This window comes from bacterium SCSIO 12827, assembly GCA_024397995.1.
Lineage (GTDB): Bacteria > Pseudomonadota > Alphaproteobacteria > Rhodospirillales > Casp-alpha2 > UBA1479.
This window is the reverse complement of the sequence record CP073746.1, coordinates 3,390,084-3,406,144: the sequence shown is the minus strand read 5'-3', so window position 1 is coordinate 3,406,144 and position 16,061 is coordinate 3,390,084. Positions and strand designations below refer to the sequence as shown.

Genomic DNA, 16,061 nt, shown 5'->3' with positions numbered 1-16,061 from the left:
AACCCGCATCCCTACGCTATCGCCATAAGGTCGGCCAGGGGGCGGCCCGTGGACCCCGGCGACGGGGTAAGGTAGGCTCGACATGAACGAGATCGCGCTCAAGCATTCAGGGGCTGCCATGACCGGTGCGGACAGGGACGACACGGCGGGGAAATCGGGCGCGGCCGCCAAGGCCAAGCCCGCGGCGAAATCCCGCGTTCAGGGCAAGACCGACCGCGAACGCTTCGTGGCCTTGGCCTTCTGCCGCGCGGACCTGCTTCTTGAACTGGACGGCAACTACAACATTGCCTTCGCCGCCGGGGTGACCCCGGTGCTGGGCGCTACGCCGGAAACCTTGTTGGGGTCGTCGTTCCTCGACTTTGTCGGTGACGAGCACAAGACCTATGCCCGCGATCTGCTGACGGGCGGCGGCCGCAACGGTCGCCTGGAGGACGTTGTCCTCGACCTGAAAAGCATCGCCGGCAAACGCATTCCCGTGGTGTTTTCAGGCTACCGCATGCCTGATTTCGAGGATCATTATTTCCTGGCGCTGAAGGTCGAGCCGGTGCGCAAGACCCATGTCCCGGCCGAAGACCTGATCGAGGATGAATGGTCGGGCGTGTTGGAGCGCGAGTCCTTCACCCGCGCCGCGGTCGAACGCATTCAAGATTACGATCGCACGGGCGCCAGAGGGCAGCTGACTTTCGTGCGCCTGGACAACGTCAAATCCCTGACCGAAACCCTGGGCGCCAGCGAGAAGCGCAACCTGATGACCGCTGTCGGCAGTATCCTGAAAACCCATTCGCTGGGCGGCAGCACGGCGGGCCAGTTGGATGCCGAGAACTTTGCCTATGTTCACGGTGGTGACGTCGACCCCGAGGATGTGAACATGAAGGTCGAGGAAGCCGCCCAGCGGCTTCTCGGCGACAAGGCCGCCGAATTCGGTGCCCGTTCCTCGACCCTGGATGCCGACGGTGCCGGGCTCAGCGAGGATCAGGTCGCCCGTGCCCTGGTCCATACCATGCAGCAGTTCTGCACCGGCAAGGCGCGGCTGCCGGTCGAGAAGTTGTCCGACGCGCTCGACGACATGATGCAGGACACGGTGGAAACCGTGAAATACATCAAGGAAACGACGGAACGCTGCGATTTTGATCTGGTGTTCATGCCGATCTGCGATCTACGCCTGGGCCGGGTCCATCATTTTGAGGCCCTGTCCCGGTTCCGCGACCAGACCCGCGCCAAGACGACGTTCCAGATCATCACGCTGGCCGAACAACTGGGCCTGATTGTCGATTTCGACTTTGCGGTGGTCCGTCAGGTCATGGATATTCTGGGGCATATGGCGAAGCGCGGGCCGCTGCCGCCGGTGGCGGTCAATCTTTCGTCGCTGTCGCTGGCTCAGCCGCAGTTTGTGCAGCGCCTGATTCAGGTTCTCGAAAGCCGCCGCGATATGAACCGCCGGGTGATGTTCGAATTGACGGAATCGGCCGAGGCCGAAGACCTGGAAACCCTCAACAAGGTGATCCAGGAAATCCGCTCGCGCGGGTTCCAGTTCTGTCTCGATGATTTCGGCGCGGGGGCTGCCAGCTTCGATTACCTCAACGCCCTCGACGTCGACGTGGTCAAGTTCGACGGCCCGGTGGTGCGCCGGGCCTGTGCCTCGGACAAGGGCCGCGACATGCTGTCGTCGATGGCAAAGATGTGTTCAAGCGCCGGCGTGCACACGGTCGCGGAAATGGTCGAGGACAAGGATGCGGCCAACAAGTTGTTCTATTGCGGCATCGACTACGGCCAGGGCTGGCACTTCGGAAAGCCCAGCCCCGATCCCTTCACCTTCGCCGATCGCTTCATCGGCGCCGACTGATCGATATCATGGAAAGTTAGGACGCGCGGCCCTTGTAGGGGTTCTCGATCGCGTCGACGACGGACTGCAGGACCTCGCGAACCTGGGCCTCGTCGCAGCCCATGAGGATCGCATCCTCGAAGGCGTCCTGGCAGTACTGACGGATTTCCTCGAGATTCTCGTTCAGGACCTTGAGCTTCTCCTCACAGGACACCAATTCACCGTCCGGCTGACGCCAGGTGATCTCCGATCCGATGGGTGAACGCAAGCTGGTCATGGGTCCGTCCGCGGTCCTTGGGCTATCGCGCCGGTTCGATGGCTTGGTCGCGATGCTGAGCCCTAAGTGTAATATCTTCGCGGCCGGGTGCAAGTCCCCTTGAAGGCCGGGCGAGGCTCAGCCTCTGGCGGCCCGGCTCTTGAGGCCGCGGTCGTCATCGTCGTCCTTGGGGGCGTCATAGACCGACATGTCGCCCTCTTCCTCGTCGTCCTCTTCCTCAAGGTCCGATGCCTCGGCCAGATGCGGGGCGTAATCCTTGGGCTCCCAAGGCAGGGGCGGCGGCGACTTGGGCCGGGCGATATCCATCAGGCGTTCGACGCGCGACAGGTTTTTTTCCGTGATCATGGTCAGGCGGTGGGCGCCGCGCGCTTCGTACACGCCCTTGGCCAGGGAAAAGGCTTCGCGGGCGGCTTCCAACTGACCCGGATCGTGGGTCAGCTTGGACAGCATGAACAGGGCCGAACCCAAGTTGTTCTGGGTCGCTGCCCACAGCAACGGATGATCCAGCTTGTGGCGGACTTCCAGGGCGCCGGAACAGGCTTCGATGGCTTTTTCAAACAGCTCCACCGATTTCAACTGCTCACCCAGAATCGCCGCCGCCTGACCGATGTTGTTCATGACTTCGGCCCAGCGCATGGGATGGTCGATCCGGTTGAAGACCTGCAAGGCGGCCTGATAGTGATTCAGGGCCTGTTTCAGAAGGTCTTGGTCGCCTTCCTGGGCGTCGATGCGGTAACAGATTTGCCCCATCCGGTTCTGTAGCGCCGCCCATTCCTTAGGATATGCGTCGCGGGTGAACTGCTCGGCCGCCGCTTCCAGAAGCGCCATCGCCTGGGCCATCGGCCCGGCCGCCTTATGTTCGTCGTCGGCCGCCATCTCCAGGGTTTCCCATTCAGGGGCCAGGGTCGGCAGGATCGCGCCGAGCGCGCGTTGTGCCACGGCGCGGTCGAAGGCATCGCTGTCATCCTTCAGGAAGGCGATGGCCTGACCGTAGATGTCGGCGGCCATGCGGTAGCCCTCAAGCTGTCCCGCCGGGCCCGACTGAAGCGTCAGCAGGTTGGCGAAAAACAGCCGGGCGATGGCACGATCGCGGTCCGTGATGTCGGGGGCCGTGCCCAGGGCTTCGATGGCCGGGGCCGCGCGTTCCATGGCCTGGGGCAGGACTTTGGCAAGACGGCTCTTCTTGACCTCGGTCAGCGGGATCGTCGCCGTCAGGGCGACGGCCGTGGCCAAGGCGGACAGGGCCGGATCCGGCTGGGCCGGCAGCACCAGCGCCTGGGCCGCATGGAACATCCCGGGCGGATCCTCGTTCTGGATGCCCAAGGGCAGGAACCGCAGGGTCAGGCGCTTGCCGGCGGCATCCAATTCGAAGCAGATCAGGATGTCCGCCTCGACCTGCGCCAGGGCTTGGCGTGCCGCCCAATGCAGGCGGTTCGCGCGGTCCTCGGGTTCCGTATCCTCAGGGAGAGTGAGGGGCTTCTTCAGGGGGCGGGCGCGCACGCCTTCAAGTTCGGCGAAGGCGTCGAGAATCAGAATTTCAGGGTCCGTCGCGGTGTCGCTATCAATGTTGATGCCTTCCGGGGCTTGGCCTTCGGGAGGCAGGGCCGCAACGCGGACCTCGATGCGGGTCGGGTCGGCGGGTTGGCTTGCTTCCTTGATCTGGCGGAACCAGCCGAACAGGGAAAACCGGCGGCGTGGTGCCCCGGTGTCCGGCACAGCCAGGGGAGCGAGCAAGCGGGCCAGCAGGCCGGCCTGCTGTGCCGGCGCCTTGACCAGGGCCAGGGCCTGCTGGTCGAGCGGGCGCAGCGTCACCATGCCGGCGGCGATCGCCGTCGATTTGTGGCGGCCGTGCGCGACATCCGCGTCGCCCAGGGTTTTGCCCGGGCCCAGAACTCCCAGATGCTTTTCCTTGCCGTCGACCTCGGTCATCAGTTCGACCTTGCCCGCGATGATGGTGAAGGCACGGGTCGCCGGATCCCCCTCGCGGAAGATGATGTCCTTGTCGCGGAACTGTTGTTTCCTGCTGTTCACGGACCTTGGCCTGTTCGCTAAACGCTATCCACCAGTTCGCCGGTTATCCAATCCGATCGGAGCCGACGGCGGCGCTGGACGATTGCCGCCCCGTCCATTAAACAGAAAGAAGGTTTACCCTTGTTTAAGGCCGATCTGCTTCCTTATCGCGGCTGAATGCTAAGGATATGACCGGAGACGGGGACCGTCGAAATCGGCGTCCTGTGAGCGAGTGAGGGGCTATTTTGTATAATAAGTTCAAGGGATTGTGCTGGGTCGTCGGGCTCTGCATGGTGACTGTTTCCGGTGCGCAGGCGGATAGTGCGTCGACCGGGTACGACATCCGAATTCTGATGGGCAAGGCCCATCCCTTCGCCGCTCGTCCGGCCAAAGAGTGGGACCAAGCCCGACCGGGACAGCCTGCCGCAGGGCGCGTAGCCCAGCCGATTTACGCCCCCATGCCGGCGCGTCCGGCGCCCCGACCTCAGGTCCGCCCCATTCCGACCTCCGCGCCGGCACCGCAGCCGCAGGCCGAACCGATGACGCGGGTGTCGTCGAAAACGGGGCCGCTGTGGCCCGGCGGTACGGAACAGGGAGCCCGCGCCAGTTCGCGGGGCAAACCGCTCGGCGGCATCATTTCTGAAATTTCCATCGGCGCCCTGATTCACGACGAAGGGCCGTTCTCCAACTCCAAGGAAGATGGCTACGACGGGCATATCGAAATCCGCTTCGCTTCGCCGAAATTCCTCGACCTGATCTGGAGCCCGGAGCCCCACATCGGCGCTAACATCAATTCCGAAGGCGACACCAGCCAGGTGTTCGCCGGTCTTAGCTATGAATGGAACCTGTGGAAGGGGCTGTTCGCGGGGGTCAGCGTCGGCGGTGCCTATCATGACGGAGAAACGGATTCAGGGGCGGCCGACAAGAAGGATCTGGGCTGTCACCTGTTGTTCCGGGAATCGTTCACGCTTGGCTGGCAACTGACCGAACATCACAAGATCGCGGCCATCTTCGACCATATCTCGAATGCCAAGATTTGTGATTACAACGAAGGCCTGGAAAACATCGGCCTGCGCTACAGCTACCGCTTCTAGAGTCGAACTTAAGCCCCGTTGCCGCGCCGCACCCGGGCCCGCAGGTCACGCCGGGTCTGGTCCAGCAAGGCTGACCAGTCGCCCCGCCGTTCCGTGCGCAGGATGCGCATGGTCGGATACCAGGGCGTGGTATCACCCGAAGTACCCCAACGCCAATCGGGTGAGGCCGGGGCGATCAGCCAGGTTTCCTTGCCCAGCGCACCGGCCAGATGAGCGACGGCGCCGTCGACGGCGATCACCACGTCCATCTGATCGATATAGGCCGCCAGGCCCGCCAGCCCGCCGGAACGGCGCGCCACGTCGATGATCAGGGCGCCCGCCCCCTGTGCCTTCAAATCCCCCGCCGCCGGTCCCGTCTGCAGGCCGAACAAGGTAACACCGGCCAGACCGGCCAGATCGAGGAACGGGCGCAGACCCGGTGTCGGCGTGACGTGGGCCGGTGTCCGCTCATCCTCCCAGGCGATCCCGACCTTCAGGAAATCGCCGCCCGGCGGCAGGCGAAAGGCCCCGGGGTCGGGCGGGGTGATGTAGGGGGGCGCGGCCGGCACCTTGGTGGCGGTCGTCTTGAAGATGGCGGCAAGCGACAACAGCGGCGCGTGCAGATCGAATTTCGGCAAGGCGGCGCCCTGGACCACCAGCTTGTCGACGCCGGGCACGGTGGCCAGCAGATCGGCCAGCGCGGCAGGCGCTTCGAGAACGACGTTGGCACCCTGGGCCTTGATCATGGGGATGTAGCGGGCGAACTGGATGATGTCGCCCGGTGTGCCCTCGCAAGGCACCAGAACCGTCTTGCCTTTGACCTTGGCCCCGGTCCAGCGCGGCGTGTCGGTGCCGCGCAATTGGAAGCGACGCATCCGGAAACGGGCTTCCAGGTCCTTGAAGCCGGCGGCATATTCACCCGCCAAAAGCAGCGACCGCCCGCGGTCGAGCAGGCTTGGGATATGGTCGGGGTTGTGGTCGAGGGCGCGTTCGAAACAATCGAGGGACTGATCACGGCGGCCAAGGTCGCGCAGCGCCACGCCCAGGTTGTGCAGGGTGTCGGGATTTTTCGGGTCCAGGTGCACGGCTTGTTGGTGGCTGGCCACCGCGGCCTCGAACCGGCCCAGGTCACGCAGTACGTTGCCCAGGTTGGAATGGGATGTCGCGTTGCGCGGCTTCAGCGCGATGGCCCGCCGGTAGCAGGCGACAGCCGCTTCCGGTCGGCCCGTGGCGCGCAGCACCACGCCCAGGTTGTTGTAGGCTTCGGCCAGATTGGGGTTGAGGGCGAGGGCCCGGGTGTAATCGGGGATCGCTTCTTCCAGTCGGCCGTTCCGTTGATGGTCGGAGCCGATGGCGAACAGGCGCGCAGCTTCGCGGTCGCGCAGGGCCGTGCGTTCTTCTTCCGGAAGAGACTCCCATGCGGCGCGGGCGTCAGCGACGTCCACCGGAGATTGATCCGGGCTGGCGCGATCTTCGGCGGCCATCAGTCCTCCACGATTTCAGCGGCCCCTGGACCGCTGTCGGTAGTGCTCATCTGGCCTGCCCATGCCCCGTTTTGGTGATCTTAAGGCAAACCAGAGAAGTGATGTGGAACCACACTCCCCTCGCGCGCACATATTGAAGTGTCCACAACGGAACCGCAAGTCCCGTAACCTACGAGGATTACAATAAAACTCGGCGGTTCGGGTGGTCTGTCAGGTAGGTGTCAGATAAGCGCCAGAACGTTTTCCGGCGGCCGTCCGAGAACCGCCTTGGCGCCCTTGACGACGATCGGCCGTTCGATGCACCGGGGATTGGCGATCATGCCTTTGATCAAGGCATCCTCGTCCATGTCCTTGGCGAGGCCCGCCTCCTTGGCTTCGGCCTGGCGCAGGATGTCGGAGGCTTTCAGGCCGAGTTTACGCAACAGCGCCTTCATTTCGTCCACCGTGGGCGGGGTGTCCAGGTACAGCACGATTTCCGGAGTGACGCCGTTGTCCTCCAGCAGTTGAAGGGTCTGGCGTGATTTGCTGCACTTCGGGTTGTGATAGATGGTGATGCCCATGATGTCTGCTCTCCTGATGTTTGTCATCTTCTGCCGGTGGGACCGTCGTCATGCGTCTCCGCCGGATGTGGGCCCCGTGGGCGGTTGGAAGATTTCCGGCGCGTCGTCGCCCGGCAGGCTTTCCACATAAATCGATTGGCTCGGGAAGGCAAAGGCCGCCCCGGCACCGTGGACGATGTCCATGACCTTGTAGGCCAGGCGTTCCTTGATCTCCAGATACTCCCCCCATTTCGTCGTCAGGGTGAAGCAGTAGACCATGATGTTGATGGAGGAATCGCCGAAGCTGTCGATTCGCACAAAGGTCGAGACATCGGTTTTCGGCGCGAAGTCGGGTGTTTCATCGATGTAGGCCGCGATCTGATCGCGGATTTGGCGCAACTGGTCGACCGAGGTGCGGTATTCGACCCCGATCAGCCACTTGATGCGGCGGTGAGTCATGGCGGTGAAGTTGATGACCGCCGTGTCAGACAGTTGCGAATTGGGCACCATGACCGGCGCCTTGTCGAACCGGCGAACCATGGTGGAGCGGAATCCGATGATCTCGACATGGCCTTCGACCACGCCTTCGACATGGATCCAATCGCCCTTGTGGAAGCGTTTTTCCGCCAGGATCAACAGGCCCGCGATCAGGTTCTTGAACAGGTCCTGCGCGCCCAGGGCCACGGCGACCCCGATCAGGCCGAACCCGGCAATGATCGGGCCGACCTTGATGCCCCAGATTTCCAACACCGCCGCCGCGCCGATGATGAACACCAGCACGCGGATCGCACGCGCCATCCACTCCACCAGTTCCGTGGAAAAGATCCGGTCGAGGCGATGAAGAAGCACGCTCAAGGGATCGACTGCCCGGTAAAGCGCCCAGAAAATGGTGAAGGCAATCAGCGAGCGTACCAGGTTCGACGCCATCTGGTCGGGCGTGCCCGCAAGCTTGAGGACCTGGAAGGCGAAGAACAGGCCCATGACCACGGGCACGAAGCGGACCGGCGGTTCGATAGCGGCCAGAATTTGATCGTCCAGGGTCCAGGGCGTGCGCTTGGTCATCATGCGCAGCCAACCCATGAGGAAGCGGGTCAGCAAACCGCGCAACATCAGGAAGACGAGGAAAATCCCCAGGGCGGCGGCCATGCGCCCGACGTCGATGCCGATCACGCCGTGCTGCCACACGTCGACAACCAGATTCCAGAACTCTGTCATGTCTTTCATAACAGTTGTTTATTGTATGTTGGGCCTGCTTGACTAGACTGTTGCCCGGATAAAATTGCTTCTTGGGGGCGAGGGCGGGCTCGTCCCGCACCGTGACAGCCAAGGGGAGCCGAATGGGCCTGTCCCGTACTACTGCATTTGTGGCAGCCCTGATCGGGGCCATGGCCTCGTCGTCTTCCGCATGGGCTTCGGCCTGCATCGCCTCGAAGGGCGGGGACGCGCCGATTCCCTATTCGTCGCCTGCTGAAAACGCCAATTTCATTTTCAAGATCACCCACAATCCGGATTCGAAAACCCCGGACGTGACCCATCACCGCTATCGAGTGAAAACCATCGATGGCGACAAGGTGCGCTGGTTCCGCGAACCGGTCCAGGGCAAGGGGCCGATCCAGGACGTGACCCTGTACCGCGCTTTCGCCCGTGTCGCCGGCGGCGGCGGGTGGAATTTCGATTTCAAGATGCCGGAGTACGACAAGCTGTGGCCCCTGAAGCAGGGCAACGAGGCCAACTATGTCGTCGAAGGCAAAAAGGACGGCAAGTCGGTGTTCAAGCTGCAGTCGTCACTGTGTGTGCGCGGCTCCAAGGTCCTGAAACTGCCGGCCGGCGATTTCACCGCCTATCTGGTCGACATCTCGCAGAAGGTGATCGAGGGGCCCAAGTCCATGAAATGGGACCTGGTCGAAATCAACGCTTGGTACGTGCCCGAGTTCGGCACGGCGCTGCTGATGGAGGATCGCATTTCCTTCAAGGGCAAGCTGATCCTGATCCGCCGCCGCGAGGCCATCGAAGTTCCGCAATAAAATAATGGGCAGGCTTCAAACCGCCGGGCGGGGGACGAAATGCGCTTTCGTGAACGCCACGCGGCTGTCGACCAAGGCCAAGGTGTCCGGCGCACTTTGCAGGTATTCCTCCACCTTGGCGAGCCGCAGGCCCAGACCCTCGCCGTTGGCGATCTGAATGCTCAGGCCCGGGCGGGCGTTCAATTCCAGCATCACTGGCCCGCGTTCGGAATCCAACACCATATCGATGCCCTGATAACCCAGATGGGTCAGATCGAAGGATCGTGCCGCATGGTGCAGCAGGATCTCCCAATGGGGGATCTGCACACCCGACACGGGGGCGCCGGTGTCGGGATGGGTGGTGATGATGCGGTCGTGCCACACGGCATTCAGGGTTCGGCCCGATGTCATGTCGATGCCGGCGCCGATCGCGCCCTGGTGCAAATTGGCCTTACCCGACGATTCTTCGGTCGGCAGGCGGGTCATGGCCATGATCGGTACACCGTAGAACACGATGATGCGGATGTCCGGCACGCCCTGAAAGGCGATGTGCTTGAACAATGGATCGAAACGGATTCGGTATTCGATCAGCGCCTTGTCCGGCTGCCCGCCCAGGGAAAAGGTGCCAGCCAGGATATTGTTGATGTGAAAACGCATCTCGTCCGCCGACATGACGGTGCCGTTGGCCAGGCGGAATCCGGCGCCGTCGCGGCCCACGATCACAAGAATCCCGTCGCCGCCGCTGCCTTCGGCCGGTTTGACCACGAAATCCTCATGATCCTGGACAATGGCGTCGAAGGTGCGGACTTCGTGCGGATACTCGATGACACCGAACAGGGGCGGCACGGCGATGCCCGCGGCCTCGGCCAGGCGCTTGGATTTCAGCTTGTCGTCGACCAGGGGGAAATACCTGCGTTGATTGTGGACCAACTGGTACTCCGCATTGCGCCAATTCAGGCCGAGAACCCCGTTGGCGCGAAGACGCCTGTAAAGGTCGACAATCTCCATCCTAGGGCTGCCCGCCCGCGAGCGGCCTGAAACGGTAGAGCTCCGTCAGCCGGTAGCCGGAATAGCGGCCCAGCAGCAGCACCGCCGCCAGCACGACCAGCAGCAGTTCAGGGAACTGGAAGAACAGGTGTTCGACCAGGGGATGGCTCATCAACAGGTAGCAGACCGTGGCCACAACCAGACTGCCGACCCCTTGTTGCACGGCGTCGCGCGGGCCGCGTTCGTCCCAGATCACGGACATGCGCTCCACCGTCATGGTCAGGATGACCATGGGGAACAGGGCGACGGACAGGCCGCCGGTCAGGCCCAACTGGGCGCTGGCGACGCTGAGCACGGCCATGGCCCCGACCACCACGATCAGCACGGCCGCCAGGCGCGGCACGACGAGCAGGCGCAAGTTCTCCATCCACAAGCGGATCGCCAAACCGATGGCGACGATCACGGTGAACAGCACGATGCCCCAAAGCAGTTGCGTTTCACGGAACGCCAGGGCGATCAGCACGGGCATGAAGGTGCCGAAACTTTTCAGCCCGATCACGTTGCGCAGGACGACCAGCAGCAACACCCCCAGCGGCACCACCAGCAACACGCGGTAGACCTGCTGCACCTCCAACGGCAGGGATGCCATGGCCGAGGTCACAAGGTTTTTCGCCTGGGCGCGGTCCTGCGACAGGCTGTCGACAATCGTCTGGTCGGCTGCCCGTTCGACCGTGATGCGCAGCTTGGGGTGGCTGCCGCCATCGACCTGGGCCATCTTGCCGGTGCCTCGCCACCAGGGGAACCAACCTGCCGGGACTTCTGGTGCAGCCGGGTCGGCGGTCATGCGGTGCCAGGCACCGGCCTCGGCCACTTCCAGCCAATGGACCGTGTGCACCGGTTTCTGGCTTTCGGCCAAGGCGATGCCGTGCACGGACCGGGCGTGGATGCCGCCCAGGGCCAACACGCCCGCCGCCACGTCGACGATACGCTCTGCGCCGGCGGTTTTACCCAGTAGGCTGCGCGCCGCGTCGTCCGGGTCGGTTGCCGCCAGCCGTTTGATCAGGGCTTGGGCCAGGGCGGTCGCCGTCTCGCCCTCATTTCGGATCTGGTCGAGAAGGGCCCGCGCCGCGATCAGCCGCAGGGTCTTCCACGGCGGCGGCTGCACCGGGGCCGGTTCCGCCTGGGGCGGCGGAGGGGCGGGTTCGGCCCGGTGAATCAGAAAGCGGAAATAGACCGTCTGCGGCCCCTTGGCCTGGCGCCGCGTCAGGCTCGCCATGCGGCCGTCGGGTGTCAGTTCCATGGCCAGGGCATAGCCGCGGGAGACGAAGCTTTGATCCAGGATCGTGTAGGCCCGGGTGTTGCGCGGGATGAACAGGCGCACGGCCACCGGGCCGCCCGCGGCCTGGAAGGTAACGCGGGTTTCAACCGCCCAATTGTCAGGGGCATCCCCCGGGGTCAGGGGAAAATCAAGGGCCAAAACCTTGTAGGCAAACAGCGCCAGCCCCGCCGCCGCGAATACCGCCGCCAGCAGATAGACCGTGCGGTTCCTCATTTTGCGGCCTCGCCGCAGGTAGGGTGGGTCAGGTCCGATTGCGACACGTCGACCACCTAGACACCGGTGAGGAAGCTCGCCCCCAGCAGCATGCGGTAGGTCAGCTTGGGCCGCTCGGCCAAGTTGACCTCGACCGCGCGGGCGACGTCGCCGACGCAAAGGGTCATCGTCACGATGGGGCGTTCCTGGCGGCTGCCGGCGCGGTGTATCATCGTCATGCGCCCAAGCGGGCGTTCCAGGGTCCGGCTGTCGCCGCCGTCGAGATTCAAGGTGAAGCGAATCCAGGTCGCACCGCCGCGCTCGAAGGTTTGCCAGTCCCGGGTGTCGAGGGACGAATTCTCGGCCCCCGTGTCGACCTTGGCGCGGATGTCGATGCCTTCCGGCTGAATGTGGACGGTTTCGATCAGGCCGACGGTTTTCAGCGCGCTGTCTGCCTGTGCGGATGCGGCGCCTGTCATCAGGGCGGCCCAAATCCCGAATATCACCGGCATGCGTGGCGTCATCCGTCCCTCCCGGACCGGTTTAGCCTATTGTTCCCGAATTCCGGGCTGGCGGCAAACCCTAGCCGTCGTCGAGCATCCGGGTCAGGTCGTCGACGGTTTCGGCTTCGATCACCCGCCGCGCCGTGTCGTAATCGAACCCGGCGCGGGCCAGGGTCGCCAGGTCCTTGTCGCGCCGTTCTTCACGCTTGTCCGGGGCGGCGTAGGGTCCCAACCGGCGGCGCCGGGCCAGGGCGGCGGCGGCGGTCAGATCGGGCTCGGCTGTGTCCTCGGTCGCGGCGGCAAGGGCCTTGTCGATGTCGTCCGCACCCACGCCCTTCTGCATCAGTTTGAACCGCACACCCTTCATCGGCGTGCCCCGGCGCAACATGTCGCCGGCCCGGGCTTCGGCATAGGCGGCGTCGTCCAGCAGACCCGCCCGCTGGTAGCGCTGGATCAGATCCTCGACCCAGGCGGCCCCTTCCTCAGGATCCGTGCCGTGATGGCGGGCGGATTTATCGACCCGGCGCATCAGCACCCGGCGCAGGTTTTCGGCCGACGTGGCGAAGCGCGCAAGATAGTGGAGGGCCGCGTTGGCAAGATGGCTCTGCGTCGCCTTCTTGGGCCCCCGGGGCTTGCGCCTGGCACCCTTGGCGGGCGCCGGATCGTCGGAACCGATTGGACTCTCCATGGTCATATCTTATAAGGAGCGCGATGATGCGTGACCAGACACCCCTTGCCGCCCTGCCCGACATGCCGTCCGCGTCCGACGACCTGCCCGCTATGGGTGCGGTCAATTGGATCGGGCTGAAGACGCTCTACCTGCGCGAGGTGCGGCGCTTCATCAAGGTCTATACCCAGACCCTGGTGGCCCCTCTGGTGACGACCATGCTGTTCCTCGCCGTGTTTGCCCTGGCGCTGGGCGGCGATCACCGGGTCGTCGCCGGCATGCCGTTCATGACCTTCCTGGCGCCCGGCCTGATCATGATGGCGATCGCCCAGAATGCCTTCGCCAATACCTCAAGTTCGCTGATGATCGGTAAGATTCAGGGCAACATCGTCGACAGCCTGATGGCGCCCCTCAACGCCCATGAACTGACGTTCGGCTTTGCCATCGGCGGCATGACACGGGGCGTCGCCGTTGCCGTCGTCGTCGGCGTGGCCATGGCGATGACCGTGGACCTGGGCCTGCATGATCCGTTTTTCGTCGTCTATCACGCGGTCATGGGGTCCTTGATGTTGTCGCTGCTGGGGCTGGCGGGGGGCATCTGGGCCGATAAGTTCGACCATATCGCGGCGGTTACCAACTTCGTCATCACGCCGCTGTCGTTCCTGTCGGGGACCTTTTATTCGATCGAACGCCTGCCCCAAGGTGTCCAGATCGCGGCCCATTTCAATCCCTTCTTCTACATGATCGACGGCTTCCGCTATGGTTTCATCGGCCATGCCGACGGCAACCTGTGGATCGGCGTCACGGTCATGGCGGTGATCAACGCGGGCCTCTGGTGGCTTTGTACCTGGATGTTCCGCACGGGCTACAAGCTGAAGGCCTGAGGCCCGTGCGCAAGCCGTCGCCGAACGGTCATCTTGCCGCCGTTGACAAGGGGCCATGAGATACTGATACTCGGCGGCTTTCCTGGTAAGGAAGATGGTTGAAGCTCCTGGAAAACGGGGGCTTTTTTCCGTTTTGACACGTTGAGCCAAAGGAGAGCGAAATGATCAGCGCCGTCATGCCGACTTACGCACGGACCGCTTTCGCCCTGGTCAGGGGTGAGGGCATGTATGTCTGGGCGGACGACGGCCGACGATTCCTCGACATGGGGTCGGGGATCGCTGTCAATTCACTTGGCCATTGCCATCCGAAACTGGTCGCCGCCCTGACCGAACAGGCGAAGACCCTGTGGCATGTCTCGAACCTGTACCGCATCGCCGGGCAGGAACGGGTGGCAGGCCTTCTGGTCGCCAATTCCTTTGCCGATACCGTGTTCTTCAACAACTCGGGCGCCGAGGCCGTCGAGGCCTCGATCAAGATGGCGCGGCGGTATCACCACGGGGCCGGGCATCCGGAGCGTTACCGCATCATCAGCTGCGACGGCTCGTTCCACGGGCGGTCCCTGACCGATCTGGCCGCAGGGTCCAACGAAAAGCATCGCGAGGGTTTCGGCCCCATGCCGGAAGGCTTCGACCATGTGCCGTTCGACAACCTGAACGCCATGCGCGCCGCGATCACCGACCAGACGGCGGCGATCCTGGTCGAGCCGGTGCAGGGCGAGGGCGGCATCAAGGCGCCGTCGCCGGGCTTCCTCAAGGGTGTACGCGAAATGTGCGACGAGTTCGGCATCCTGATGGTGCTGGACGAAGTGCAGACCGGTAACGGCCGCACGGGCAAACTGTTTGCCCATGAATGGGCCGGCGTGACCCCGGACATCCTGGCCACGGCCAAGGGCCTGGGCGGCGGGTTCCCCGTCGGCGCCGTGTTGGCGACCGAGGCCGCGGCCAAGGCCATGACGGCGGGCAGTCACGGGTCGACCTTCGGCGGCACGCCGCTTGCCATGTCGGCGGTCGGCGCCATGCTGGACGTGGTGCTGGAGCCCGGCTTCCTTCCCCGGGTCGATAAGATGGCCCGTATTCTGTGGGACCGGCTGGGCGCCGTCGTCGCCAAACATCCGACCGTGCTGACCGAAGTGCGCGGCCAGGGCCTGATGGTCGGCATGCGTTGCGCCGTGGAAAACAGCATCCTGGTCGGCAAGATGACCGACAACGGCGTGCTGACGGTGCCGGCGGGCGACAACGTCGTGCGCATGTTGCCGCCGATGATCCTCGAGGAAAGTCACATCAACGAAGCCGTCGCCGCCCTCGACAAAAGCTGCGGTGAAATCGCGGCGGACATGGCCAAGGAGAAGACGGGATGAGCGCGCTTCGCCATTTCCTCGACCTCGACCGCGCCGACGCGGGCACCCTGCGCCGGATTCTCGACCGCGCGGCCGCGATGAAGAAGAACGGAGCGGCGGCCTCGACGTCACCATCCCTGGCCGGGAAAACGCTGGTGATGATCTTCGAAAAACCGTCGACCCGCACCCGCGTGTCGTTCGAGGTCGCGATCCAGCAACTGGGCGGTTGCGCCGTCGTGCTGTCGGGCAATGAATCGCAGCTTGGCCGGGGCGAGACCGTGGCCGATACGGCGCGCGTACTGTCGCGTTATTGCGATGTCATCATGATCCGCACGGACGATCCGCAGAAACTGCACGATCTGGCTGAATACGCCACCGTGCCGGTGATCAACGGACTGACCGACGCGTCGCATCCCTGTCAGATCATGGCCGACATCATGACCTATGAAGAACACCGGGGCGACATCAAGGGGCGTACCGTGGCCTGGGCCGGGGACGGCAACAACGTCGCCGCGTCATGGATTCACGGGGCCGCGCGGTTTGGCTACCAGTTGCGCCTAGCCTGTCCCGAGGCGCTGTCTCCCAATCCCGAGCTGGTGTCCTGGGCGACGGGCGAGGGTGCGGACGTGCAAGTGACCGAAGACGCCGAAGCGGCGATTGCCGGGGCGGATTTGGTTGTTACCGACACTTGGGTGTCCATGGGCGACGCCGACGCGGGGCCGCGCCACAACCTGCTGACGCCTTACCGGGTGGATGACCGCCTGATGGCCAAGGCTGCGTCCGATGCCCTGTTCATGCATTGCCTGCCCGCGCACCGCGGCGAGGAAGTCACCGAATCCGTGATCGACGGTCCCCAGTCCGTTATTTGGGACGAGGCCGAAAACCGCCTGCATGCGCAGAAGGGTATCCTGGCCTGGTGTCTGGGCGACGTCTGATCGGGCCTT

General features: G+C 64.0%; 15 protein-coding genes. 6 read left to right on the top strand and 9 right to left on the bottom strand.

Features of this window, described 5'->3' with window-relative positions:
* Positions 1–82 precede the first annotated feature (82 nt).
* Positions 83–1,843, top strand: coding sequence for an EAL domain-containing protein (locus tag KFF05_15915; protein ID UTW51377.1), 1,761 nt, complete (start codon positions 83–85; stop codon positions 1,841–1,843).
* A 16-nt stretch (positions 1,844–1,859) separates the two neighbouring features.
* Here the strand turns inward: KFF05_15915 and KFF05_15910 are convergent, their stop codons facing one another.
* Positions 1,860–2,099: a hypothetical protein gene (locus KFF05_15910; protein UTW51376.1), complete on the bottom strand. Its 240-nt coding sequence runs from the start codon at positions 2,097–2,099 to the stop codon at positions 1,860–1,862.
* A 117-nt stretch (positions 2,100–2,216) separates the two neighbouring features.
* Positions 2,217–4,130, bottom strand: coding sequence for a cyclic nucleotide-binding domain-containing protein (locus tag KFF05_15905; protein UTW51375.1), 1,914 nt, complete (start codon positions 4,128–4,130; stop codon positions 2,217–2,219).
* 224 nt (positions 4,131–4,354) lie between these two features.
* Here KFF05_15905 and KFF05_15900 point away from each other — a divergent pair, with 224 nt between their 5' ends.
* Positions 4,355–5,203, top strand: coding sequence for an acyloxyacyl hydrolase (locus KFF05_15900; GenBank protein UTW51374.1), 849 nt, complete (start codon positions 4,355–4,357; stop codon positions 5,201–5,203).
* A gap of 8 nt (positions 5,204–5,211) precedes the next feature.
* Here KFF05_15900 and KFF05_15895 read toward each other — a convergent pair whose 3' ends face one another.
* The 3 genes from KFF05_15895 to KFF05_15885 form a co-directional block, all read right to left on the bottom strand.
* Positions 5,212–6,666 carry a glycosyltransferase family protein gene (locus tag KFF05_15895; GenBank protein ID UTW51373.1) on the bottom strand — a complete coding sequence of 485 codons (1,455 nt, stop codon included), beginning with the start codon at positions 6,664–6,666 and terminating at the stop codon, positions 5,212–5,214.
* 221 nt (positions 6,667–6,887) lie between these two features.
* Positions 6,888–7,226, bottom strand: a complete 339-nt coding sequence (gene arsC, locus KFF05_15890) for an arsenate reductase (glutaredoxin) (protein UTW51372.1) — start codon at positions 7,224–7,226, stop codon at positions 6,888–6,890.
* Between the two features lie 48 nt (positions 7,227–7,274).
* Positions 7,275–8,429, bottom strand: coding sequence for a mechanosensitive ion channel family protein (locus tag KFF05_15885; protein UTW51371.1), 1,155 nt, complete (start codon positions 8,427–8,429; stop codon positions 7,275–7,277).
* Between the two features lie 113 nt (positions 8,430–8,542).
* On the opposite strand from KFF05_15885, the gene KFF05_15880 reads away from it, so the two are divergent.
* Positions 8,543–9,229 (top strand): hypothetical protein, encoded by a 687-nt coding sequence (locus KFF05_15880; GenBank protein ID UTW51370.1) that lies wholly within the window; start codon positions 8,543–8,545, stop codon positions 9,227–9,229.
* 15 nt (positions 9,230–9,244) lie between these two features.
* On the opposite strand, the gene KFF05_15875 is transcribed toward KFF05_15880, so the two are convergent.
* The 4 genes from KFF05_15875 to KFF05_15860 are packed head-to-tail and all read right to left on the bottom strand — an operon-like array spanning position 9,245 to position 12,917.
* Positions 9,245–10,216 carry an alpha-L-glutamate ligase-like protein gene (locus KFF05_15875; GenBank protein UTW51369.1) on the bottom strand — a complete coding sequence of 324 codons (972 nt, stop codon included), beginning with the start codon at positions 10,214–10,216 and terminating at the stop codon, positions 9,245–9,247.
* A gap of 1 nt (position 10,217) precedes the next feature.
* Positions 10,218–11,747 carry a UUP1 family membrane protein gene (locus KFF05_15870; protein ID UTW51368.1) on the bottom strand — a complete coding sequence of 510 codons (1,530 nt, stop codon included), beginning with the start codon at positions 11,745–11,747 and terminating at the stop codon, positions 10,218–10,220.
* 56 nt (positions 11,748–11,803) lie between these two features.
* Positions 11,804–12,250: an ATP-dependent zinc protease gene (locus KFF05_15865; GenBank protein ID UTW51367.1), complete on the bottom strand. Its 447-nt coding sequence runs from the start codon at positions 12,248–12,250 to the stop codon at positions 11,804–11,806.
* 58 nt (positions 12,251–12,308) lie between these two features.
* Positions 12,309–12,917 carry a RecX family transcriptional regulator gene (locus tag KFF05_15860; protein ID UTW51366.1) on the bottom strand — a complete coding sequence of 203 codons (609 nt, stop codon included), beginning with the start codon at positions 12,915–12,917 and terminating at the stop codon, positions 12,309–12,311.
* Positions 12,918–13,009: 92 nt separating this feature from the next.
* Here KFF05_15860 and KFF05_15855 point away from each other — a divergent pair, with 92 nt between their 5' ends.
* From KFF05_15855 to argF, 3 genes are all read left to right on the top strand, one after another.
* Entirely contained in the window at positions 13,010–13,780 is a 771-nt protein-coding gene (locus KFF05_15855; protein ID UTW53750.1) for an ABC transporter permease, read from the top strand.
* 161 nt (positions 13,781–13,941) lie between these two features.
* Complete coding sequence (locus KFF05_15850; GenBank protein UTW51365.1) at positions 13,942–15,138, top strand: aspartate aminotransferase family protein; 1,197 nt, start codon at positions 13,942–13,944, stop codon at positions 15,136–15,138.
* Complete coding sequence (gene argF / locus KFF05_15845) at positions 15,135–16,052, top strand: ornithine carbamoyltransferase (protein UTW51364.1); 918 nt, start codon at positions 15,135–15,137, stop codon at positions 16,050–16,052. The genes KFF05_15850 and argF overlap by 4 nt, the downstream gene beginning before the upstream one ends.
* Positions 16,053–16,061 lie beyond the last annotated feature (9 nt).